This is a genomic window from Bradyrhizobium sp. CCGUVB23, from assembly GCF_024199885.1.
In the GTDB taxonomy this organism is placed as follows: Bacteria; Pseudomonadota; Alphaproteobacteria; order Rhizobiales; family Xanthobacteraceae; genus Bradyrhizobium.
Map to the genome: position 1 here is coordinate 9071444 of NZ_JANADQ010000001.1, position 20313 is coordinate 9091756.

Below are 20313 nucleotides of genomic sequence, written 5' to 3' on the forward strand. Positions count from 1 at the left end.
GGAAATTTCGGAGGAAGGAAAATGGCGTTGATGCGTCGGCAGTCCCTGGTCAAGTTCGATGCGCCGCTGTGCGAGACCATCATCGACACGCCCAAGCCACAAGGACGCGAGGTGCTGGTGCGCATCGAGCGCTGCGGCCTGTGCCATTCCGACCTGCACATCCAGGACGGCTACGCCGATCTCGGCGGCGGCAAGAAGCTCGACACCACGCGCGGCATGACGCTTCCCTTCACGCTCGGCCACGAGATCGCGGGTGTCGTGGAGGAAGTCGGCGGCGATGTGCCGGCTGGCCTCATCGGCGCGAAGAAGGCGGTCTTCCCCTGGATCGGCTGCGGCCAGTGCCGCGACTGCGCCAATGGCGATGAGAATCTCTGCGCCAAGCAGCGCTTCCTCGGCGTCTCCATCGACGGCGGCTTTGCCAGCCATGTGCTGGTGCCGGATGCAAAATACCTGCTCGACTACGATCCCCTGCCGGTCAATCAGGCCGCGACATTGATGTGCTCGGGCGTCACCGCCTACGGCGCGCTCAAGCGCCTCGTCGACCGTCCGCGCCAGCGCAACCTGCTGCTGATTGGTCTCGGCGGTGTCGGCATGATGGGCCTGTCGTTCGCGCAGGCCATGTTCAGGCAGCCGATTGCAGTCGCCGATCTCAGCCCGGCGGCGCGCGAGACCGCGCTGAAGAATGGCGCGGCGACCGCCTACGATCCGGCCGAGCCGGAGGTCGTCAGGCGCATCCTGAAAGAGACTGACGGCGGTTTCGACGAGGTCGTCGATTTCGCCGGCAACGAGAAGTCGATGGCGTTCGCCGTTTCCGTGCTCGCGCGCGGCGGCAAGGTCGTGGTCTCCGGCCTGATGGGCGGCCAGTTCACCCTGCCCATGGTGCAATGGGTGTACAAGCGCATGACCATCGAGGGATTCATGGTCGGCACGCTTGCCGAGGCCCACGAGTTGATGGCGCTCGCCAGCGCCGGCAAGATCAAGCCGACGCCGATGCAGGAAGAGCCGATGGGCGATGTCCAGAAGTGGATCGACTCTCTGCGCGCCGGAAAGGTCGTCGGCCGGATCGTGCTGAAGAACTGATCCGCCGGCGTCGAGGCCGCGCGCGTCCGAAGCTATTTCAAGCTGACGAACCGCGACGGTCCAGGCACCACAGTCTTTGCAAGGTCCGCGACGAGCGGCGCCGCGTCGGGTAACGCGAGATCGGCGCCACCAGCGGCGAGCAGGCGCATGATCTCCCAGTCCTGTCGCGCCAGCGCGTACCGCAGCGGCGCGATGCGCTCCGCGTAAAACTGCAAGAACAGCGGCCGCGCCACCGGCTCGTTGAGGTGGTGACCCGGCACCACTGCATTGACGTCGATCAGGCCTGCGGCAAGCGCCCTGCGCAGGAGCTCGAGCGCCTGGGAGCTCGGGGGATTGGCTCCCTCGTCCCGATAGCCTGCAGTGGCGATGCAATCGAGAAACGCCCAGGCTTGCGCGGGTTCGAGCGGCTGGGCCGCAGCAGCGCGTCTATCGACATCAGCGGTCCACTGAAAGAGCTCGCGCGCGAACGCATCATCCCGTTGCTGTTGTTCGGCTTTGCGCGTGGCCTGCTCCACGGCCCTGACGCGGGATTCGATCATCCCGGGCACGACACCGCAGAGAGCAGTCAATCCGATCAGCACAAGCCCAAGTCCCGCACGCGGCGGAGTCAGTGCCGTCACGCGCCAGCAGAGAACGAGCACGGCGGCTGTCGACACGGCAGCCACGGCCAGCCCCGCGAGGGTCAGACGGTCGAGCTCAGCCGCCCGCTCCAGCAGCAGGTTGTCGAGCCGGAAACGGATTATGTTGAAGGCACTCGCCAGAGCGACGAGGAGTTGCAAGATCGTAAGTAGCCACCGCATGCGGATTTGGTCGGCGGAAACGACCTGTCGGTTCAGTATTCGGGAAAACGCGCCCCGCGAGGCCGCCCATCAGGCGCCAAGACCGAAAACGAACTCAGATAGCGATGGACATGAACCGGATCACGCCCGCCGCGCTTTCGTTTATCCTTCCGATCCTTCGTAGTGCCCCGGCTGGTAGATCGCTCCGCTCGGGGCTCGTGGCTCCTGCGCCAGCCGCGTGAGGATGAAGTCGCGGTGCGCGACGTGCTGAACCTGAGACTGCCGAAACGTGTCGAGCAGTGCGAGCGCGTTCCTGACATCGTGGCCATCGCGGTCCAGTTCGGCGACAATCCGCTCCTGCTTTGCGATGTGATGCTCGCCCAAGGCGATCCGCTCCTCTGCGTCAGCAAGGTGCGCCAGCTCCATTGCCCGGTCCACGTCCGACCTCCGCTGAGTTTTCTCCCCTTATCCTCGCACGATAAGCCGGCCGGCAGTTGACGCAGATCAACCCGCGTGAACGCCGATCTTCGGCCCCTGTCGAACGCCGCGGCTGGGTTCAGCTCGTTCGCCCCTGGCGACCCATGAGGAGGCCATAGAGGACGAGCAGGATCACTGCGCCGACGATGGCGCCGATGAAGCCCGCGGATTCGCCCGCCCGGTACCAGCCCACCGACTGGCCCAGGAACGTCGCGACGAACGCGCCGACGACTCCCAGGATCGTGGTCAGGATGAAGCCCTTCGGCTCATTGCTCCCCGGCATGATGAATTTTGCGATCAGGCCGACGATAAAGCCGATGATGATAGTCCAGAGGATCCCCATCTCGCTGCTCCTGTCATGAGCCGGCACCTGCGGCAATCGGCATCCTGAGAGAGATCGCACGGCAGCGCCTTTGACATAGATCAACGTAGGCCGGCGTTCTCGGGGCGGCCCTGACTGCGCAGGACCGTCATCAGGTCGCGCGAGGGAGGTCGGCATGGCCATGCTGGGCGAGATCACGCACACCACCACCTACAAATATGCAAAGCCTGTTTCGTTCGGGACGCATCGGGCGATGTTCCTGCCGAGGCGCGGTGCGTCTGCGCGACTGCTCGGTTGGTCGGCGAAAACCGACCCATCTTCGAAGATCCACTGGATTACTGATTCCCGCTCCAACACCGTTACGGTGATGGAGTTCGCGGAGCCGAGCAGCGAGTTGACCTTCACCTTCCAGGTCCGCGGCGTGTTCTTCGGCATCAAGGGCATCGAGTCCTTTCCCCTGGCGTCGCGGGCGGACGAGATTCCCGTGCAGTATTCGCCGGACGAATGGACCGACCTCGCCGGCTATCTGCGCCCGCATGCCGAGGACCCCGACGGCACCCTCGCAGCATGGACGAAAAACTTCGTCGCCGGCGACCAGGACCAGACGATCGACGTGCTGCGCCGGATCCTGCGCACGTTCCGTGAAGGCTTCAGCTACCGATCCCGGGAGTCCGAGGGTACCCAGACGCCCAGCGAAACCTTGCGTACCAGGTCCGGGACCTGCCGCGACTATGCCTGGCTGATGATCGAGGCGCTGCGCCGTCTCGGCCTCGCCTCGCGCTTCGTCAGCGGCTACCTCTATGACCAGGCGCTGGATGGCGGCGCCGTGGGCATGACTGGCTCCGGCGCCACGCACGCCTGGCTCCAGGTGTTTCTCCCCGGCGCCGGATGGCTGGATTACGATCCGACCAACCAGATCAATGCAGGGTTCGATCTCATTCCGGTCGCGGTCGCCCGGCATCCCGGCCAGGCCATTCCACTGGAGGGATCATGGTTCGGGGATGCAGGCGACTACAAGGGCATGTCGATCAAGGTCGCGGTTCACAAGATCGGCGAGATCCGCGATCCCTCCGAGGGCTGAGCGGGCCGGGAACGGATCAGTCGTCGGACCGTGGTGCGCTTCTTGGAAAGATCAGCCGCACGTACGTCCCTGCCCCCGGCTCGCTGTCCAGCCTGATCCGGCCGCCAAGGCGTTCGGTGACGACGGCATGGACGACGTGCAGTCCAAGACCCGTCGCCCCATGATGACGCCGCGTGGTGAAAAACGGATCGAAAGCGGAGAGCTTGACGTCCGGGGGCATTCCACAGCCATCGTCGGACACGACGAGCTCGACCTGATCATCACCCGCAGATCTCAGATCGACACGGATCCGACCTCCCGCACCATCCGGCCATGCATGGGTCATGGCATTCATGACCAGATGGGTCAGAACCTGCCCGAAGGGACCGGGATAGCTGTCCATTTCGAGAGCTCGCGCGAGCCGCAGCTCGAGCGCGATACCGCGGCGACGGCATTCGCGATCAAGATGCGACAGCAATTGTTCCGAGAGCTCGGCAGCGTTGAAGCGACGCAGCGTGGACTGGCCGGGATCGAGCGCGCCCTGCTTGAAGGATTGGATCCGCTCCGCCGCGCGTGACAGGTTGGCGATGAGTTGAGCGGACGCATCGCCGGCGAGGCTGACGAACTCGTTGAGGCTCGAGCGTCGAACCTTGCCGCCTGAAACTTCCGAGGCGAAGGCCTCCGACTTGCGCTGGAGCGTCGAGGCGATCGTCAGGCTGTTGCCCACGGGACCGTTGACCTCGTGTGCAACGCCGGCAACCATCCGGCCGAGTGCCGCGAGCTTTTCAGCTTCCACCAGCGACTCCTGGGTTTCCCGCAAGCGACGCAGCGCGGTTTCGGCAGCATCTCTCGCCTCTCGCAGCTCCAGTTCAGCGCGCTTGCGTTCGGTGATCTCCTCGGCAGCCACGTTGACCGCAACGATCTTGCCGCCGGGCGCGCGCAACGGATGCCAATAGGTCACCCAGTAGCGCTCCTCGGCCTGATCGGCGCGCTGGCCGACAACCTCTATGCCGACAACCGGTTCTCCGGTTTCCATGATCGAGCGGACGATCTGTGCGACGGAATCCGCCAGGGCCGGAACGCAATCCCGCACGAAGCGGCCGAGATGGTTCTCGACAGAGATACCGCAGATCTCGGTGAGGCGCTGGTTGATTTGCAGATAGCGGCAATCCGGAGAGAGACAGGCAAGTCCAATCGGCGCGGTGTCGTAGATCGCTTTCAGGGCGGGCTGCTCCGGAAACAGCAACACCTCGGATGCGAGCGCTGATTTTGACGCCTGTGCCATGACCGCCTCGACATTGTTTTTGTAGGTTCGGGTCGCATCCTCTTTGGCTGAGCCGGCCCCCTCGCTGCTATCGTCCCAGGACGACACACAACGTCTTTCCGGCTTCGGCAAAGCCGCAGCATACTATCCAAATCCTGCAAAATTGAGATTGCGGCCGTTTAGCCTCAATGCGCGTGTCCATCCCTGCCCGTCAGCCTCGCCAACTCGCGCGCCGTCTCCAGGATCATGTCGATCCGCTGCTGCAAGCGCTGCTGCAAATCGGGGATGTTGACCTTGTCGGTGACACGGTAGGCATTACCGATCCGCTCCGCGTACCCCTGCTTGATCATCTCCTCGAGCCTGCGCAACACGGTTGCGCGCGGCAGCTTCAGCGCGGCCGCAACCGTGCTCGCTCGCACCGGCGAACACATCGCGGTTCGCAGGAACAGGTAGATGCCGATGGTGCGGAACGTGGCGCTGTCGTTCTGCCTGACGAAGTCTGCGCCGTAATCGTCGTTGAGGCTGCGGATCAGGCCGAGATAGAGGCGGCTGAGCAGCATGCGCTCCCTTGCCATCGCGATGCGGGCCGGCGGCTGGACGGTGTCGAGCAGAACGAACTCGTCGCCCGCGGCGGCCCAGGTGGACAGGTCGGCGGGAGTGTTCTTGGCGGGCGTGCTCTTGTCGGAATGATCCTGAAGGGCCATGGGCATGCTCCCTCAAACGACATCGACAGGACAAGTTTACCGCGCATGTGCGCCGTCCGCATCGGCGTTCTGTGCCCGCGCCAGCAGACTGCCGGAATCGTGATGTTGGGCGCGGCTGAACCTCATTATCCCCAGCGCCGACCCCAACAACCCGTGCCGCAGCGGCTCGGGAACCTTCCACCGCTCCGACGGATATTAGCGGATTTCGGGCTTGCGGCAGTCGCAGCCGAAAATCGTTCATTTTCGCGGCGGAACGAACGCTGCGCGGGCCCGATTTAAGCCTCATCCTCTCCGGATTTGCGGCTCATTGCCACCCAACTCTTTGACGAGAAAGGCGACAGTGACGTGTTGCGTAAGGCGTAGCCGGGAGACCAGGATGGGCAACCGAACCGCGAAATTCATATCCGCCCTGTTTGCAAGCGTACTCGCCGGCATACCCTTGAGTGCGGAATCGCAAAACGCGGCGAACGTCCCGGCCGCAGCAGACGCGCAGAATGCGTCGCAAGATTCGCCGAACGCTACCGATGATTGTCTTAGCGCTCCGAAGGGCACAACGCCCGAGGGGCAGCATTGGTATTACCGTGTCGAACGCGGTACCAAGCGGCAGTGCTGGTATCTGCGCGAAGAAGGCGCAAAAACGGCCCAGAGCGCGCAGGCGACGCAAAGCGCGCAGGCGACGCAAAGCGCGCAGGCGACGCAAAGCGCGCAGGCGACGCAAGGCGCGCCGGCGACCCAGGGCGCGCCGGCGACCCCGAGCGCGCGGGCGACCTCGCCCGCGCAGAAGGTCGACAAACCTGCGCCGCTCTCGGTGCAGAACGCGCACGCCGAACTCACGGCACAGAGCCCCACGCCCGACACGACCGCATCGATCCCAGCGCCGAGCGCACCTGGCACCCCGCCCGCGACGCTTCAGCGTCCGGTCGCGGTGGCCGATGCCGGCGCAGGTCAGCCGACCGTCGATGCGCGCTGGCCCGACCCGAACGTCTCGCCCGCCCCGCAAGCCGCGCCTGCGCCAAAACTCGCCGATGCGCGGCCCGCACCGAAACCTCAGGCTTCAGCGTCCGCCGGCACGATGACGCTCGCCGCGGCCGATGCCCCGGCCGAAAAGCCGACCGGCTCGCTCCAGACTCTGCTGCTTGTCATCGGCGGTGCGCTGGCGCTCGCCGGCATCACCGGCAGCGTCATCTATCGCTTCGCCGGCTCGCGCAGGCGCGTCCAGGCTGAAGGCGGACGCCGCCGCATCAACTGGGAGCACGCGCAGGACGACAAGAGCCACGCGCCGTGGATCGATGCGGCCGCAACTGCCGCCCCGCGCGCGCAGCGGCCGCGCCCGGTCGATTTCGGTGCTGCGCTGGCCACGGCGGCCAACGCCAACGGCAAGACCGCCAATGGCAAGACCAATGGCACCTCCACGCCGCACGTTGATCAGCGTCTCGAGGATGCAACGAGCGAGTTCGAAGAGCTGGTCCCTGTGGATCTGGACCGCAACGACCTGCACATCGCCTCGGCCGCGGAAACCGCCGAACCGCATGTCGCGGCTGTCGATGCAGCGGCGGATGACGGCGACGACCGCGATGCCGACGCAATCGATATCGATGCGATCACCGCGATCCTGGAACGGCTGGCGAAGGAAGGTCCGCGGCTGGCGCCGTCTAGCCCTGAAGCTGACCTTGCAGACCTCGTACAAAGCCAACGACGCCAATCCGCCGCTCGCGCTTGAGGCGCTCGGCCTTCAGGATCGACTGCACCTCGGCAAAGGCCTCATCGACGTCGTGGTTGATGACGATGTAGTCGTACTCGGCCCAGTGGCTCATCTCGTGGCTGGCGCGGCTCATCCGCTTGCGGATCACCTCGTCGGAATCCTGCGCGCGCGAGCGCAGGCGCTTCTCGAGATCGGCCGCCGAGGGCGGCAGGATGAAAACGCTGACGACGTCGGCGCGCGCCTTTTCACGCAATTGCTGCGTGCCCTGCCAGTCGATGTCGAAGAGCACGTCCTGCCCTGCCGACAGCGCGGCCTCGACCGGAGCGCGCGGCGTGCCGTAGCGGTTGTCGAACACGGTCGCCCATTCCAGCAGTTCGTTACCCTTCACCATCGCCTCGAAGCGCGGCTTGTCGACGAACAGATAGTCGCGGCCGTCGACCTCGCCGGGCCGCTTCGCGCGCGTAGTCGCGGAGACCGACATCTTCAGCCCGGGCATCCGCTCGATCAACAGGCGCGACAGCGTCGTCTTGCCCGCACCGGAGGGTGAGGACAGCACGAACATCAGTCCGCGCCGCTCGACACCATCAGTTCCGTGCCCGTCCGTCGTCATCGATTACTCCAGATTCTGGACCTGCTCGCGGAATTGCTCGACCACGTTCTTCATGGCGAGCCCGGTATTGGTCAGCTCGATGTCGTTGGACTTCGAGCAGCAGGTATTGACCTCGCGGTGAAACTCCTGCGCCAGGAAATCGAGCTTGCGCCCGATCGAGCCGCCCTTGCCGATCAACTCGCGCGCCTGCGCGACATGGGAGGCGATGCGGTCGAGCTCCTCGCGGATGTCGGCCCTGGTCGCGATCAGGATCGCTTCCTGCATCAGGCGATCGGAATCGAAGCGATCGGAGGTGTCGAGCAGCGTCGCGATCTGTTCGGCGAGTTTTGCCTTGATCGCCTCGGGCTTGCGCCCGGGCGCGGCTTCCGCCTTCTTCGCCAGCGCCTCGATCTCGTCCACGCGCTGGGTCAGGATCTGGCCAAGCGAGGTGCCCTCGCGCTTGCGCATGTCGACGAGCTCGGCGAGCGCCTTGTCAAAGGCTTCGGCCGCGGCGGTGCGCGCCGCCTTGTCCTCTTCCTCGTTGCCTTCGGGCTCGGCGACCTCGATCACGCCCTTGATGGCCAAAAGGCCGTCGATGCTCGGCGCCACCGCATCGACCTTACCGGCGATCTGCGAGGCAGCCTTCAGCACGGCTGAGAGCACGTCCTCGTTGATCCGCACGGTGGCCGCCGCGTTGGTGCGCTTGACGTTGAGATTGGCATAGACCGTACCGCGCGACAAAACCTCGCCGGCGCGTTTCTTGGCGTGGGCCTCGAGCTCGTCAAAGCCCTGCGGCAGCCGCACGCGCAGGTCAAAGCCCTTGGCGTTGACCGACTTCAATTCCCATTCGAACGTATACGGCCCGCTAGCGCCGTGGCTTCGGGCAAAGCCGGTCATGGACGACAGCGCCATCGGGTGAACTTCTCCAGACAGATGAGATTCGCAAGAGCCATCAAGGCACGCGAATCTTAAGACTATTTTGCCGCAAAGTGGAATCCGTAACCACCGCAGGTGAGCCTTGCGGCTTTAGCGCACGGATCTGCTCTAGCGCTGGATAACCTGCGGCGAGGGTTGCACGGCCCCCTGGCGGGCCGGGGCAGGATTGGCCGGGCGCGTCGCAGGCGGCTTCTTCTGCTGGGCCGGCGGCTTGGTGGTCGCGGTCGGAGCCGGGTCGGCGGGCGCGGCGGCGGCCGGCGCCTGGGCGTCATCGGCCGGCTCCACCGTGTCGTTCTGGATCTGCTTCTCCATCGCGCGCAGCTTTGCGACGTTCTTCTGGTGCGCGTCGTAGGTTTCGGTGAAGGCGTGGCCGCCGGTACCGTCGGCGACGAAATAGAGGTCGCGGGTGCGGGCCGGATTGGCGGCAGCCTCCAGCGAGGCGCGGCCGGGATTGGAGATCGGCCCCGGCGGCAGGCCGTCGATGACATAGGTGTTGTAGGGCGAGGGCTGGGTGATCTCGCTGCGCTTGATCGGGCGGCCCAGTGTGCCCTTGCCGCCGACCAGACCGTAGATGATGGTCGGATCGGACTGCAGCTTGATCTTCTGCTTCAAGCGATTGACGAACACGGCAGCGACACGGCTGCGCTCGTCGGGCTTGCCGGTCTCCTTCTCCACGATCGAGGCGAGCGTAACGAGTTGCTCAGGCGTCTTGATCGGAATGTCCTGGCTGCGGCGTTCCCAGATTTCAGCGAGCACGCGCTTGTGTGCCTGCTGCATGCGCTGGACCACCTGCTCGCGCGTGGTGCCACGCGGGAACTTGTAGGTCTCCGGCAGCAGCGTGCCCTCACGTGGCACTTCGCGCACGCTGCCGGTGAAGATATCGTTGTCCGACAGCCGCGCCACGATCTGCTCGGAGGTCAGGCCTTCGGGGATCGTCACCGCATGCTGCACCACCTTGCCTTCGACGATGGTGGCGATGACGTCGCGCAGCGAAGCGTTCTTCTGGAACGAATATTCGCCGGGCTTCAGGTCCGAGCTCGCTTTCAGCGCAGCTACGCTTGCGATGAAGATCCAGGGATTGACGTCGGTGACGCCTTCCCTGTTCAGGGTATCGGCGATGTCGCGCTTGCCCGCACGCGAGGGGATGTTGACGATCTTGTCTTCCTGGAGAGGCCCCGGCGCCTCGAGCACCTGCCGGCCGTAATAATAGACCGCACCGGCACCGAGCATTGCGATCAGGAGGATGGTGATAATGGCGTTGCCGATTACCACGAAGGGATTGCGCGCGCGGTCCGACCGCTTCGGCGGCGGCGGCACCTGTTCAGGCTCCAGCGCAGCACGCGGACTTCGGGGCGAAATGGGCGGCCTTTCACTCATCGAAAACCTGAATCCTGCCGGTTCAATCGCAGCCTGACAATCGTCTGCCCGGCTAATAGCACACGCCCGCAACTATGACTTAGGCAAAACGGTGAATTCGTCTCAAACGCAAGCTAATCGGCCAGACGCCTGACGATCACCGATGCGTTGGTACCGCCAAAACCGAAAGAATTCGACAACGCTACGTTGATCTCGCGCTTCTTCGCCGCCTGCGGCACGAGATCGATCGCGGTTTCGACCGACGGGTGATCGAGGTTGATGGTCGGCGGCGCGATGTTATCCCGAATCGCGAGCATGGCGAAAATCGCCTCGATCGCGCCCGCTGCGCCGAGGAGATGCCCGGTCGAGGATTTGGTCGAGGACATCGCGACCTTGGACGCCGCGTTGCCGAGCAACCGCTCCACCGCGCCGAGCTCGATCTCGTCGCCGAGTGGCGTCGAGGTGCCATGCGCGTTGATATAGTCGAGATCGGCCGGCGTCAGCCCGGCGCGCTTCAACGCGGCCGACATGCTGCGGAAGCCGCCATCTCCATCCGGAGATGGTGAGGTGATGTGATAGGCATCGCCTGACAGGCCGTAGCCGATCACCTCGGCATAGATCTTCGCGCCGCGGCGCCTCGCGTGCTCGAGCTCTTCGAGGATCACGACGCCAGCGCCCTCGCCCATCACGAAGCCGTCGCGATCCTTGTCATAGGGACGCGAGGCCTTCTCGGGCGTCTCGTTGAAACCGGTCGACAACGCGCGCGCCGCGTTGAAGCCGGCGATGCCGATGCGGCTGATCGGCGATTCCGCGCCGCCGGCGACCATCACGTCCGCATCGCCCAGCGCAATCAGACGGGCGGCATCACCGATCGCGTGCGCGCCTGTCGAACAGGCTGTGACCACGGAATGGTTCGGCCCCTTCAGCCCATGCTCGATCGAGACGTAGCCGGAGGTGAGATTGATCAATCGCCCCGGAATGAAGAAGGGCGAGACCCGGCGCGGCCCGCGCTCCTTTAGCAGGATTGCAGTCTCCGCAATGCCGTTGAGGCCGCCGATGCCGGAGCCGATCAGGGTGCCGGTCGCACACTTGTCCTCTTCGCTCTCGGGATGCCAGTTGGCATCGTTGAGCGCCTGCGTCGCCGCAGCCATGGCGAAGATGATGAAGTCGTCGACCTTGCGCTGGTCCTTCGGCTCCATCCACTGGTCGGGATTGAAAGTGCCGTTCGAGCCGTCGCCGCGCGGCACGACGCAGGCGATCTTGGTCTGCAGATCGGACACATCGAACGTCTCGATCTTGCGCGCCCCGCTCTCGCCGTTCAGGATACGCTGCCAGGTCGGCTCGACACCGCAGCCGAGTGGCGACACCATGCCGAGGCCCGTGACGACAACTCGTCTCATATCCCAAAACTCCGGTTCTCAAGGAATCGCGGCCGATAATAAGAAACCGGTGGACCGCTGGCACGATCCGTCCGGTTTCGTCGTTCGACCGCGGATTTTGGAGCCTTAGCTCTTCGCGTTCTTCTCGAGAAACTTGGTCGCGTCGCCGACGGTGAGAATCGTTTCCGCGGCGTCGTCCGGAATCTCGCAACCGAACTCTTCTTCGAACGCCATCACCAGCTCGACGGTGTCCAGACTGTCGGCGCCGAGGTCGTCAATGAAGCTCGCGCTGTCGATAACCTTCTCGGGCTCAACACCAAGGTGTTCGACCACGATCTTCTTAACCCGTTCGCCAATGTCACTCATTGCTTAACCTCGTGTTGTTCCCTGTAGACCCGACCCCCCGGGACGATACGAGCCGTCGTGGTCGTTTTACTGCCTTTGCGTACGAACTTGATTTGGCCCCATCCTAGCCGATGCAGGGCCCGGCGAACGACGGCCAAGGCTCCGCATCGCCAATATACAGGGTTTCAAAAACCTGCAATGGCGTTCTTTGCCCATCCGTTGAAGGTCCGGTTATCATACTTCAACTGCCTTGACTACAAGCCTCAATTCGCTTCGGAAACGGCCGTTTGCCGCATCCGGTCCGCCCGGCCCTCGGCCGGACGGATTACGTTCAGATCATGGCCATGCCGCCGTTGACGTGGATGGTCTGGCCGGTGACGTAGCCTGCTTCGTTGGAGCTGAGATAGACCGCAGCTGCAGCAATATCCTCCGGCGTGCCCAGCCGGGCGGCCGGAACCTTGGTCAGGATCGTCTCGCGCTGCTTGTCGTTGAGCGCATCCGTCATCGGCGTCTTGATGAAGCCGGGCGCGATGCAGTTCGCGGTCACGCCGCGCTTGGCGTATTCGGCGCCAAGCGTCTTGATCATGCCGATCAGGCCCGCCTTCGACGCGGTGTAGTTGCCCTGCCCCGGATTGCCGGTGACGCCGACCACCGAAGTGATCGCGATGATGCGGCCGAAGCGCTTGCGCATCATCAGCTTGGTCGCGGCGCGCGCGAGGCGGAAGGTCGCGGTCAGGTTGACGTTGATGACCTCTTCCCAGTCCTCGTCGCGGAGTTGCACGAAGAGATTGTCGCGCGTGATGCCGGCGTTGGCGACGAGGATGTCGACCTGTCCCATCGCGGCTTCCGCTGCGGGCACCAGCGCCTCGACCTCGTCGGCCTTGGAGAGATTGCACGGCAGCACGTGCACGCGCTCGCCGAGCTTGCCGGCAAGCTCGTCCAGCACCTCTTTCCGCGTCCCCGAAATCGCAACCGTGGCGCCCTGCGCATGCAGCGCCAGCGCGATCGCGCCGCCGATACCGCCGGTCGCGCCGGTAACGAGCGCCTTCCTGCCAGTCAGATCGAACATCGCTAGCTCCTCAACCCTGCTTCGCGGCAGCCAAGGCGTCCTTGGCCGCGGCAATATCGTTCGGCCCGCCGACGGCCACGCCCACCGCGCCGTCCGCAATGCGCTTGACGAGACCCGTCAGCACCTTGCCCGCGCCGATCTCGAAGAAACGCGTCACGCCCTGACCAGCCATATAGGAGACGGACTCGCGCCAGCGCACCGTGCCGGTGACCTGCTCGACCAGGCGGCGGCGGATCTCGTCGGGGTCGGTGATGGCGCTCGCCAGCACGTTGGAGACCAGGGGCGCTGCTGGTGCCTTGATCGTGACCTCTGACAGCGCCTCGGCCATGGCATCGGCGGCGGGTTGCATCAGCTTGCAATGGAACGGCGCGGACACCGGCAGCAGCATCGCGCGTTTGGCACCCTTGCCCTTGGCGATCTCGACCGCGCGATCGACCGCCGCCTTGTCGCCGGAGACCACCACCTGACCGCCGCCATTGTCGTTGGCGGCCTGGCAGACCTGCCCCTGCGCCGCCTCACGGGCGACCTCCATGGCCGCCTCGTAGTCGAGGCCGAGCAGCGCGGCCATCGCGCCGGCACCGACCGGGACGGCCTTTTGCATTGCGAGACCACGGGTGCGCAGCAACCGCGCGGTATCGGAAATCGTCAGGCTCCCGGCCGCGGCCAGCGCCGAATATTCGCCGAGCGAGTGCCCGGCGACGAAGGCGGCATCCCGCCCCACGGAAAAACCGGCCTCGGCCTCCAGCACGCGCAGGGTGGCGAGCGAGACCGCCATCAGCGCCGGCTGGGCGTTTTCGGTGAGCTGGAGGGTCTCCGCCGGGCCATCCCAGATGGTCGCCGTGAGCTTTTCCCCAAGCGCGGCATCGACTTCGTCGAACACGGCGCGGGCCGCAGGAAAGGCTTCGGCCAGAGCCTTGCCCATGCCGACCGCCTGGGACCCCTGCCCCGGAAATGTGAATGCTGCCGTCATCGGCGCTCCCTGGCTTGCTAGGATCGGGCGGCCATTCTACGCCGGGGCGCGGGCCGTTGTTCCCCATCATGCTCCAAAGGGGGCCGTAGACACTGACCGGGGCCGGAATGTCAAGCCGCGACCACGTCCGGGACGGGGGATCGCCGACGGATTATGCCCCACCGGTGGGCCCCCGATACAGCCCGCCTCAAGAGAGCCTCCCGGCCCGCCGCGCGTCGTGGGCTGACGGTGCAGTCACCAGGCAGTCAAACGTTTACGCTGTCTGGAACTCGCCGGTTCGCTTTAAGGCGCCTTAAATACCGGCTCTCGAAATTGCGGCCATGGCATCCCTAGTTACCCCCACTTCGACAGCTTCCACCGCTGCCGCGCAACCGCGGCTGTGGTGGCACGGCTGCGTCAACTGGTTGCTTGCCAGCCCGACCTCGCAGCCCGACGACATTCATAACGAGTTTCTTCAGCAAAGGACGAACAAGACGAAGACGCTCGCGGTGGCGGTGCTCGCATCCCTGCTGATCGCATCACTCGCCGCTGCCCTGACCGGCGCCACATGGGCCTATGCCTGGGTGCTGGCAGAACTGGTCCTGGGCAGCACCCGAATCTACCTGATGATGAAAGCCTCCGCGCGGGCAAAGGCCGACGGGCCGAGTGCAGCGAGCGGCACGCCAGTCTGGGTCGGCCTGCTATCCGTGATCCTGATTTCCGCGGGCTGCTACCAATGCGTCGCATCGGGACAGCTGCCGCTGGTCCTTTCCGCAGGCGTCGGCCTCGCCAACCTGATCGGTGGAATTGCCTCGCGCAACGCCGGAACGCCGCGTTATGGAATTCTCATGATCTGCATCCTGACGCTGCCTTTTGCGGTGGCCACGATGCTGTCGCCGATCCCCTTCCTGTTCATCGTCGGCCTGCAAACCCCGGTCTACACCGCGGGGATGATTTTCCTGCTGCTTGAAAATCACAAGATCCTCCTCAACCTGCATCAAACCGAGCGCAACAATCGCCAGATGGCGCACCACGACCTGCTCACCGGTCTTCCCAATCGCGCCCTGAACCGGAAGCTGTTTTCGGAGCTGCTCGACGGTCCATGGCCGGAAGCTGCATCACCATCAGCCGCGAAGCTCACCGTGTTTTGCGTCGATCTCGACAACTTCAAGGGCGTCAATGACCGGCTCGGACATGCGGCCGGCGACGCGGTCCTGGTCGCCGTCGCGGACCGCCTGCGCGCCAGCGTGCGCGAGGCCGATGTCGTGTGCCGCGTTGGCGGCGACGAATTCGTGATCCTGCTGCCCGACATCACGGACACCGAGGCCGCCGACATTGCCCGGCGGATCACCGCGCGGGTTGCTGAACCGTTTGAATTTGCGCCGGCGGCGCGCGTCGGCGCAAGCATCGGCCTTGCAACAGCGCCCCAGGACGGCATGACCGCCGACGAGCTGCTGAGCGCCGCCGATCGCGCGATGTACGAGGCCAAGCGCCGCGGCAAGGGCAGCTTTGTGATCCACACCCTCGGCGTCGAAGAGGTCACCGAGGTGGTGCCGCTCGTCCCCACGGTGAAAGCTCCGGCGCTGGCCGACTAGAACCCGCCGGCCTTCTGATCTGCGCCGACTTCGGCACCCGCGTGTGCGCGGCGAACGCTGCTGACCAATTGCCCGGGACGATCATCGCGGTTTGGCTTGGCGGTCGCGAGCCGCAGCACGGCGAGATAATTAGGCTGCACCTCCATGCGGCAGGCATGTCGGCTCTCGCTCAGCAGGCGATGCACCTTCGGCAAATTGTAGCAGGGCACGTAGAACAGCAGATGATGTTCGAGGTGGTAGTTCACGTAATACGGCGCGATGAACAGCCGCTCGATAAAATTGGCATGCGTGGTGCGGGTGTTGCGCAAGGGATCGTGACTGTCGGGAACGACCGCATGCTCGGCGATGTTGCGGATACGTGTGATGACCATCTGCCAGGTCAGAAGCGGCACCAGCCATAGCAACGGATAGGCCCACCACACGCCGGCGGCCGCGAGCACCGCAAACAGCAGCGCGTTCGTGACGCATTGCGGCCCGAGCTTCTCCCAGAAATGCGCGACGCGCTGCGACGACGGCCAATCCTTCGGACCGAGCGCATTGAGCAGTTGTGCCTTGCGCTGCTGGTAGCCAGTCTGCCCGGTGAGATCGCGGATGAACTTGCGGCGGTAGCTCAGCCTGGTGATCGGGAACGGCGCCGACAGCACGAGGTCGGGATCGTCCTCCTGCTGCGTGCGCGCGTGATGTTGCAGATGATAGCGACGGTAGCTGCGCGTCTCCGCGAAGATCGGATAGGCGCAGAACCACTGGCTCAGCGCCAGATTGGTCTTTTCATCCGGCGACAGGCAGCCATGCGCGCCGTCATGCATGAGGATCGCTAAGCCCAGCTGGCGCGAGCCGATGATCGCGACCGCGAGAATGTAGGTCAGCGGATTCGGCCACCACGCCACCAGTGCGATCGCAGCCGCGATCAGCGCCCAGGCGTGCGCGATCAGTGCTATGCCCTTCCACGTGACGCGCTCGCGCACGTCGACGAGCTGGTCCTCGGTCAGGAAATCGCGGGCACGCATGCGAAGCGCGGTCATGACCTAGCTCTCCTCATCCGATTGTGTTGATGCGTCGCGATCCCCGACGAGCCGCAGGCGCGCCGCATCGCCTGCCGATTTCGCCTGCTCGCCCAGCACGCGCAGCATCTCGGCGCACAGCTCATCCGGCGAGCGGCCCATCGCATAGCCTTCCACGATGACGCCGATTGCCACCGCCCAGAACCTGCGCGAGCTCTCGTCAGGCGCGCGCAGCGTCCGCCAGCCGTGGCGCTCGACCTGGGCAGCATAGGCGCGCGCGCCCTCGGCGTGCAGGCGCTCGATGGTACGCTCGACCAGCGGCGCGAGATCCTGCCGCCGCCGCGTCAGCGTCAGCGCTTCGGCGAAGAATGCCACCGAATCGGTCGCCGTGACCGTCTGCGCGAGCGCATATGTGTAGGCCTGTGGCGTGTGCGCCTTCAGCGCCGCCTGCTCGGTGGTGCGCGCCAGATACAGGAGATCGCGGCAGGCGCATTCGACGAACAGCGCCTCCTTGGTGCGGAAGTAATAGGTGATCTGGCTCGGAAACGCGTTCGCGGCGGTCGCGATGTCGGAAATCGATGTCCCGGACAGCCCCTGCTCCTTGAACAAGGGACTTGCCGCATCGAGGAGCAGCGAGCGCATCTTGCGCCCCGCCGAGCGGGTCGCCCGGGCAGCATGCTTTGGGTCGCCCCGAAGCGCTTCCACCGGACCCTTGACGGATTTGGCCATCAGCTCCTCCCGTCATTTATTTGTATGACATACAAACAAATAAATCAAGACCGAAAGGACGTGTGGCTTTGGCTTGCTCTGGAATCGAAAGGGGCCGCTCCTGAGAGCGGCCCCTTGCCGGTAAAAATGGTTTCGAGATGAAATTCAGCCCCGGCAGTCAGAAGCCTACAACTTTTCATAAATTCTGGGGATTCCGTACAAGCGCGGTGTTCCCGCACCGGAACCGCCACAACCGGTTCGCCGACGCGACGTCCTCAAAACCCCTCTGCCAACCTTGCCAAGCCGGCCAAAATCCGTATAAAGCGCGCCATCCGCAGACCCCGGCCGGGAGCTGAACGGACGGTCTCAGCAAATTCACTTGTTGATTTTGATGTGGCAGGGCCAGTCGGCCCGTCGTCCCGTGTTTCCGCCTTCTGAGCTTAACCCCAGAGTCCTTTCCGAAGGCCTCGAAGGGCTTGACGCCGGGTGAAGCGCCAACATGAGGAAAGGACTTCCATGCCTCTTTACGAGCATGTTTTTCTCGCGCGTCAGGACGCGAGCCCGCAGCAGGTTGAAGAGCTGACGACCCAGATGACCGGTATCGTCGAGGGTCTCGGCGGCAAGGTCACCAAGACCGAGAACTGGGGCGTGCGCTCCCTCACCTACCGCATGAACAAGAACCGCAAGGCGCACTTCGTGCTGCTCAACATCGACGCGCCGTCCGCGGCGATCGCCGAGATCGAGCGCCAGGAGCGCATCAGCGAAGACGTGATCCGCTATCTCAGCGTCCGCGTCGAGGAGCTGGAGGAAGGTCCCTCCGCAATGATGCGCAAGGCCGATCGCGATCGCGAGCGCGATGACCGCGGCGGTGGATTCCGCGGCGAGCGTGAAGGCGGCTTCCGTGGCGACCGCGAAGGCGGCTTCCGCGGTGACCGCGGCCCGCGCCGTCCGCGCGAAGAAGCTGAAACGACGGATGGGGAGTAAGAACAATGGCTGAAGCTGGTGCACGCCGTCCGTTTTTCCGTCGCCGCAAGAGCTGCCCGTTCACGGGCGCCAACGCGCCGAAGATCGACTACAAGGACTCCAAGCTCCTGATGCGTTACGTCTCCGAGCGCGGCAAGATCGTGCCGAGCCGCATCACGGCCGTGTCCGCCAAGAAGCAGCGTGAGCTCGCCCGCGCCATCAAGCGCGCGCGGTTCCTCGGCCTCTTGCCCTACGTGATCCGCTAAACGACGTTCCGACCGGCGGCCGCAGAGACCGCCGGTCGAATCATTCAAACTCATAAGGCTTCCGGGTCGTCCGGTTGCCGATGGTTGGGGCGAAATGCCTCTAACCGCTCGAAGGGAGCGGGACAGCTGATGATGGCACTTGTACTCATTGCCCTGATCGCCGGCGCTGCGTCGGCCCTGATGTTCGCCTCGATCATCTCGGGCGCGCTGATCTCGCTCGTCCTGTTCTACCTCTCGCCCCTGCCGCTGATGGTCGCCGCGATCGGCTGGGGACCGCTGTATGCGAGCTTTGGCGGCATCGCCGCCGCGATCGGCCTCGGCGCCATTTTCGGCCTGCCCTACTGCCTCGCCTTTGCCGTCACGGTCGCGCTGCCGGCCTGGTGGCTTGGCCATCTCGTGCTGCTCGGCCGCCATACCACCCCTGCCGTGATCGCCGCGGGCGGAGAGCCGCCGGCCGAACCTGAGATCGAATGGTATCCGGTCGGGCGAATCCTGCTCTGGATCGCGGGCTTTGCCGCGCTGATCACGATCGCGGCGCTGCTCACGCTCGGCAGCGATGCCGAGGGCATCACGACCTCGCTGCGCCGCGGCTTGATGCGCATCCTCCGCGCAGCCGATCCGCAAGTCTCCGGCGATACCGACCAGTTCATCGATGCGCTGGCGACCGTCGCACCGGCCGTTGCCACCATCGTCTCGATGATGACGCTCACCCTCAACCTCTGGCTCTCGGCCAAGGTGGCGGCGACGTCGGGACGGCTACGCCGTCCCTGGCCCGCGCTGATGACCGCCGAGCTGCCGTCGATGACGCTCGCCGTGCTGTGCATCGCCATCGCCTTCTGCTTCGCCGGCGGGCTGCTCGCGATCGCCGCGCAGATCATCACGGCGGCGCTGATGATAGCCTATGCGCTGACCGGCTTCGCCGTACTGCATACGCTCACGCTTGCACTGAAGAGCCGTGCGTTCTGGCTCGGCTCGACCTACGCCGTCGTCGTCGTGCTCGGATGGCCCGTGATCGCGATGATCGCGCTCGGGCTTGCCGATGCCGTCTTCGGTTTCCGCGAGCGCTTCCTGCGCAACCGGCCGCCGCCACTGCCAACCCCTTAAGTCCAACCCAAAACCCAACTCACAGCACTTCAAAAGGAGAACGATTATGGAAGTCATTTTGCTGGAACGCGTCGCCAAGCTCGGCCAGATGGGCGAAGTCGTGAAGGTTCGCGACGGCTATGCCCGCAATTTCCTGCTCAAGCGCGGCAAGGCGCTGCGCGCCACCAACGACAACCGCGCCAAGTATGACGGCATGAAGGCCGAGCTCGAGGCGCGCAACCTCAAGGCCAAGGGCGAGGCGTCCAAGGTCGCCGAGAAGATCGAGGGCAAGAACATCACCGTGATCCGTCAGGCCTCCGAAGCCGGCCAGCTGTTCGGCTCGGTCACGGTGCGCGACATCGTCGTCGCCTTCGAGGCCGACGGCATCTCGCTCGCCCGCCCGCAGGTGCAGCTCGACGCGCCGATCAAGACCATCGGCAAGCACACCATCACGATCGCCGTCCACCCGGAGGTCGAGATCGAAGTCACCGTGACGGTTGCGCGCAGCCAGGAAGAAGCCGAACGCATCAACCGCGGCGAGGACATCTCGACCCGCAACGAGGACCGCGACGCGGCCGCCGAGGCGATCGCCGCCGCCGGCGAGTTCTTCGATCCGGAAGCCCAGCACGACGACGTGCAGCCGGCGCCTGCCGCGACCGAAGAGTAACGCGCGCTCGCTAACCTGT

General features: G+C 64.9%; 22 protein-coding genes. 8 read left to right on the plus strand and 14 right to left on the minus strand.

Annotated features, from left to right (window positions below):
• Positions 1 to 21 precede the first annotated feature (21 nt).
• The gene (locus NLN62_RS42565) at positions 22 to 1080 is read left to right on the plus strand and encodes an alcohol dehydrogenase (protein ID WP_254112602.1); all 1059 of its coding nucleotides are present in this window, start codon (positions 22 to 24) and stop codon (positions 1078 to 1080) included.
• Between the two features lie 32 nt (positions 1081 to 1112).
• On the opposite strand, the gene NLN62_RS42570 is transcribed toward NLN62_RS42565, so the two are convergent.
• From NLN62_RS42570 to NLN62_RS42580, 3 genes are all read right to left on the minus strand, one after another.
• Entirely contained in the window at positions 1113 to 1880 is a 768-nt protein-coding gene (locus NLN62_RS42570; protein ID WP_254112604.1) for a hypothetical protein, read from the minus strand.
• A 141-nt stretch (positions 1881 to 2021) separates the two neighbouring features.
• Entirely contained in the window at positions 2022 to 2297 is a 276-nt protein-coding gene (locus NLN62_RS42575; protein WP_254112606.1) for a hypothetical protein, read from the minus strand.
• A gap of 118 nt (positions 2298 to 2415) precedes the next feature.
• Positions 2416 to 2679, minus strand: coding sequence for a GlsB/YeaQ/YmgE family stress response membrane protein (locus tag NLN62_RS42580; protein ID WP_027522585.1), 264 nt, complete (start codon positions 2677 to 2679; stop codon positions 2416 to 2418).
• Positions 2680 to 2833: 154 nt separating this feature from the next.
• Here NLN62_RS42580 and NLN62_RS42585 point away from each other — a divergent pair, with 154 nt between their 5' ends.
• Positions 2834 to 3739 (plus strand): transglutaminase family protein, encoded by a 906-nt coding sequence (locus NLN62_RS42585; RefSeq protein ID WP_027522584.1) that lies wholly within the window; start codon positions 2834 to 2836, stop codon positions 3737 to 3739.
• 16 nt (positions 3740 to 3755) lie between these two features.
• On the opposite strand, the gene NLN62_RS42590 is transcribed toward NLN62_RS42585, so the two are convergent.
• Together NLN62_RS42590 and NLN62_RS42595 are read right to left on the minus strand one after the other, a co-directional pair.
• A complete protein-coding gene (locus NLN62_RS42590; RefSeq protein ID WP_254112608.1) occupies positions 3756 to 5003 on the minus strand; it encodes a sensor histidine kinase in 1248 nt (415 codons plus the stop codon).
• A gap of 164 nt (positions 5004 to 5167) precedes the next feature.
• Entirely contained in the window at positions 5168 to 5686 is a 519-nt protein-coding gene (locus tag NLN62_RS42595; protein WP_027522582.1) for a hypothetical protein, read from the minus strand.
• 376 nt (positions 5687 to 6062) lie between these two features.
• On the opposite strand from NLN62_RS42595, the gene NLN62_RS42600 reads away from it, so the two are divergent.
• Complete coding sequence (locus NLN62_RS42600) at positions 6063 to 7406, plus strand: hypothetical protein (RefSeq protein WP_254112609.1); 1344 nt, start codon at positions 6063 to 6065, stop codon at positions 7404 to 7406.
• Here NLN62_RS42600 and gmk read toward each other — a convergent pair.
• The 7 genes from gmk to fabD form a co-directional block, all read right to left on the minus strand.
• Complete coding sequence (gene gmk / locus NLN62_RS42605) at positions 7339 to 7998, minus strand: guanylate kinase (RefSeq protein ID WP_254112611.1); 660 nt, start codon at positions 7996 to 7998, stop codon at positions 7339 to 7341. The genes NLN62_RS42600 and gmk overlap by 68 nt on opposite strands.
• Positions 7999 to 8001: 3 nt before the next feature.
• Positions 8002 to 8889: a YicC/YloC family endoribonuclease gene (locus NLN62_RS42610; protein WP_254112613.1), complete on the minus strand. Its 888-nt coding sequence runs from the start codon at positions 8887 to 8889 to the stop codon at positions 8002 to 8004.
• 132 nt (positions 8890 to 9021) lie between these two features.
• Positions 9022 to 10290: an endolytic transglycosylase MltG gene (mltG, locus tag NLN62_RS42615; protein WP_027522578.1), complete on the minus strand. Its 1269-nt coding sequence runs from the start codon at positions 10288 to 10290 to the stop codon at positions 9022 to 9024.
• 113 nt (positions 10291 to 10403) lie between these two features.
• Positions 10404 to 11669, minus strand: a complete 1266-nt coding sequence (gene fabF / locus NLN62_RS42620; protein WP_254112620.1) for a beta-ketoacyl-ACP synthase II — start codon at positions 11667 to 11669, stop codon at positions 10404 to 10406.
• A 105-nt stretch (positions 11670 to 11774) separates the two neighbouring features.
• Complete coding sequence (locus NLN62_RS42625) at positions 11775 to 12014, minus strand: acyl carrier protein (protein WP_027522576.1); 240 nt, start codon at positions 12012 to 12014, stop codon at positions 11775 to 11777.
• Between the two features lie 310 nt (positions 12015 to 12324).
• Positions 12325 to 13062, minus strand: a complete 738-nt coding sequence (gene fabG, locus NLN62_RS42630) for a 3-oxoacyl-[acyl-carrier-protein] reductase (protein WP_027522575.1) — start codon at positions 13060 to 13062, stop codon at positions 12325 to 12327.
• Between the two features lie 10 nt (positions 13063 to 13072).
• Positions 13073 to 14032 (minus strand): ACP S-malonyltransferase, encoded by a 960-nt coding sequence (gene fabD, locus NLN62_RS42635; protein ID WP_254112622.1) that lies wholly within the window; start codon positions 14030 to 14032, stop codon positions 13073 to 13075.
• Between the two features lie 320 nt (positions 14033 to 14352).
• Here fabD and NLN62_RS42640 point away from each other — a divergent pair, with 320 nt between their 5' ends.
• Complete coding sequence (locus NLN62_RS42640) at positions 14353 to 15606, plus strand: GGDEF domain-containing protein (protein ID WP_254112624.1); 1254 nt, start codon at positions 14353 to 14355, stop codon at positions 15604 to 15606.
• On the opposite strand, the gene NLN62_RS42645 is transcribed toward NLN62_RS42640, so the two are convergent.
• Entirely contained in the window at positions 15603 to 16628 is a 1026-nt protein-coding gene (locus NLN62_RS42645; RefSeq protein WP_254112626.1) for a fatty acid desaturase family protein, read from the minus strand. The two genes, NLN62_RS42640 and NLN62_RS42645, sit on opposite strands and share 4 nt — an antisense overlap.
• A 3-nt stretch (positions 16629 to 16631) precedes the next feature.
• Positions 16632 to 17336 (minus strand): TetR/AcrR family transcriptional regulator C-terminal domain-containing protein, encoded by a 705-nt coding sequence (locus tag NLN62_RS42650; protein ID WP_254112628.1) that lies wholly within the window; start codon positions 17334 to 17336, stop codon positions 16632 to 16634.
• Positions 17337 to 17831: 495 nt separating this feature from the next.
• On the opposite strand from NLN62_RS42650, the gene rpsF reads away from it, so the two are divergent.
• The 4 genes from rpsF (at position 17832) to rplI (ending at position 20294) form a co-directional block, all read left to right on the plus strand.
• Positions 17832 to 18299 (plus strand): 30S ribosomal protein S6, encoded by a 468-nt coding sequence (rpsF, locus tag NLN62_RS42655; RefSeq protein WP_027522571.1) that lies wholly within the window; start codon positions 17832 to 17834, stop codon positions 18297 to 18299.
• 5 nt (positions 18300 to 18304) lie between these two features.
• Positions 18305 to 18544, plus strand: coding sequence for a 30S ribosomal protein S18 (rpsR, locus tag NLN62_RS42660; protein WP_007592020.1), 240 nt, complete (start codon positions 18305 to 18307; stop codon positions 18542 to 18544).
• A 129-nt stretch (positions 18545 to 18673) separates the two neighbouring features.
• The gene (locus tag NLN62_RS42665) at positions 18674 to 19648 is read left to right on the plus strand and encodes a DUF2232 domain-containing protein (protein ID WP_027522570.1); all 975 of its coding nucleotides are present in this window, start codon (positions 18674 to 18676) and stop codon (positions 19646 to 19648) included.
• A gap of 46 nt (positions 19649 to 19694) precedes the next feature.
• Positions 19695 to 20294, plus strand: a complete 600-nt coding sequence (gene rplI / locus NLN62_RS42670) for a 50S ribosomal protein L9 (protein WP_027522569.1) — start codon at positions 19695 to 19697, stop codon at positions 20292 to 20294.
• Positions 20295 to 20313 lie beyond the last annotated feature (19 nt).

Excerpts from the sequence above, each read along its gene's own strand:
- NLN62_RS42665 (WP_027522570.1), top strand. The coding sequence starts at position 18,674 with ATGATGGCACTTGTACTCATTGCCCTGATCGCCGGCGCTGCGTCGGCC.
- fabD (WP_254112622.1), bottom strand. The coding sequence starts at position 14,032 with ATGACGGCAGCATTCACATTTCCGGGGCAGGGGTCCCAGGCGGTCGGC.
- NLN62_RS42640 (WP_254112624.1), top strand. The coding sequence starts at position 14,353 with ATGGCATCCCTAGTTACCCCCACTTCGACAGCTTCCACCGCTGCCGCG.
- gmk (WP_254112611.1), bottom strand. The coding sequence starts at position 7,998 with ATGACGACGGACGGGCACGGAACTGATGGTGTCGAGCGGCGCGGACTG.
- NLN62_RS42590 (WP_254112608.1), bottom strand. The coding sequence starts at position 5,003 with ATGGCACAGGCGTCAAAATCAGCGCTCGCATCCGAGGTGTTGCTGTTT.
- mltG (WP_027522578.1), bottom strand. The coding sequence starts at position 10,290 with ATGAGTGAAAGGCCGCCCATTTCGCCCCGAAGTCCGCGTGCTGCGCTG.
- NLN62_RS42645 (WP_254112626.1), bottom strand. The coding sequence starts at position 16,628 with ATGACCGCGCTTCGCATGCGTGCCCGCGATTTCCTGACCGAGGACCAG.
- rpsF (WP_027522571.1), top strand. The coding sequence starts at position 17,832 with ATGCCTCTTTACGAGCATGTTTTTCTCGCGCGTCAGGACGCGAGCCCG.
- rpsR (WP_007592020.1), top strand. The coding sequence starts at position 18,305 with ATGGCTGAAGCTGGTGCACGCCGTCCGTTTTTCCGTCGCCGCAAGAGC.
- fabG (WP_027522575.1), bottom strand. The coding sequence starts at position 13,062 with ATGTTCGATCTGACTGGCAGGAAGGCGCTCGTTACCGGCGCGACCGGC.
- NLN62_RS42610 (WP_254112613.1), bottom strand. The coding sequence starts at position 8,889 with ATGGCGCTGTCGTCCATGACCGGCTTTGCCCGAAGCCACGGCGCTAGC.
- NLN62_RS42650 (WP_254112628.1), bottom strand. The coding sequence starts at position 17,336 with ATGGCCAAATCCGTCAAGGGTCCGGTGGAAGCGCTTCGGGGCGACCCA.
- rplI (WP_027522569.1), top strand. The coding sequence starts at position 19,695 with ATGGAAGTCATTTTGCTGGAACGCGTCGCCAAGCTCGGCCAGATGGGC.
- NLN62_RS42595 (WP_027522582.1), bottom strand. The coding sequence starts at position 5,686 with ATGGCCCTTCAGGATCATTCCGACAAGAGCACGCCCGCCAAGAACACT.
- fabF (WP_254112620.1), bottom strand. The coding sequence starts at position 11,669 with ATGAGACGAGTTGTCGTCACGGGCCTCGGCATGGTGTCGCCACTCGGC.
- NLN62_RS42565 (WP_254112602.1), top strand. The coding sequence starts at position 22 with ATGGCGTTGATGCGTCGGCAGTCCCTGGTCAAGTTCGATGCGCCGCTG.
- NLN62_RS42570 (WP_254112604.1), bottom strand. The coding sequence starts at position 1,880 with ATGCGGTGGCTACTTACGATCTTGCAACTCCTCGTCGCTCTGGCGAGT.
- NLN62_RS42585 (WP_027522584.1), top strand. The coding sequence starts at position 2,834 with ATGGCCATGCTGGGCGAGATCACGCACACCACCACCTACAAATATGCA.
- NLN62_RS42625 (WP_027522576.1), bottom strand. The coding sequence starts at position 12,014 with ATGAGTGACATTGGCGAACGGGTTAAGAAGATCGTGGTCGAACACCTT.
- NLN62_RS42600 (WP_254112609.1), top strand. The coding sequence starts at position 6,063 with ATGGGCAACCGAACCGCGAAATTCATATCCGCCCTGTTTGCAAGCGTA.
- NLN62_RS42580 (WP_027522585.1), bottom strand. The coding sequence starts at position 2,679 with ATGGGGATCCTCTGGACTATCATCATCGGCTTTATCGTCGGCCTGATC.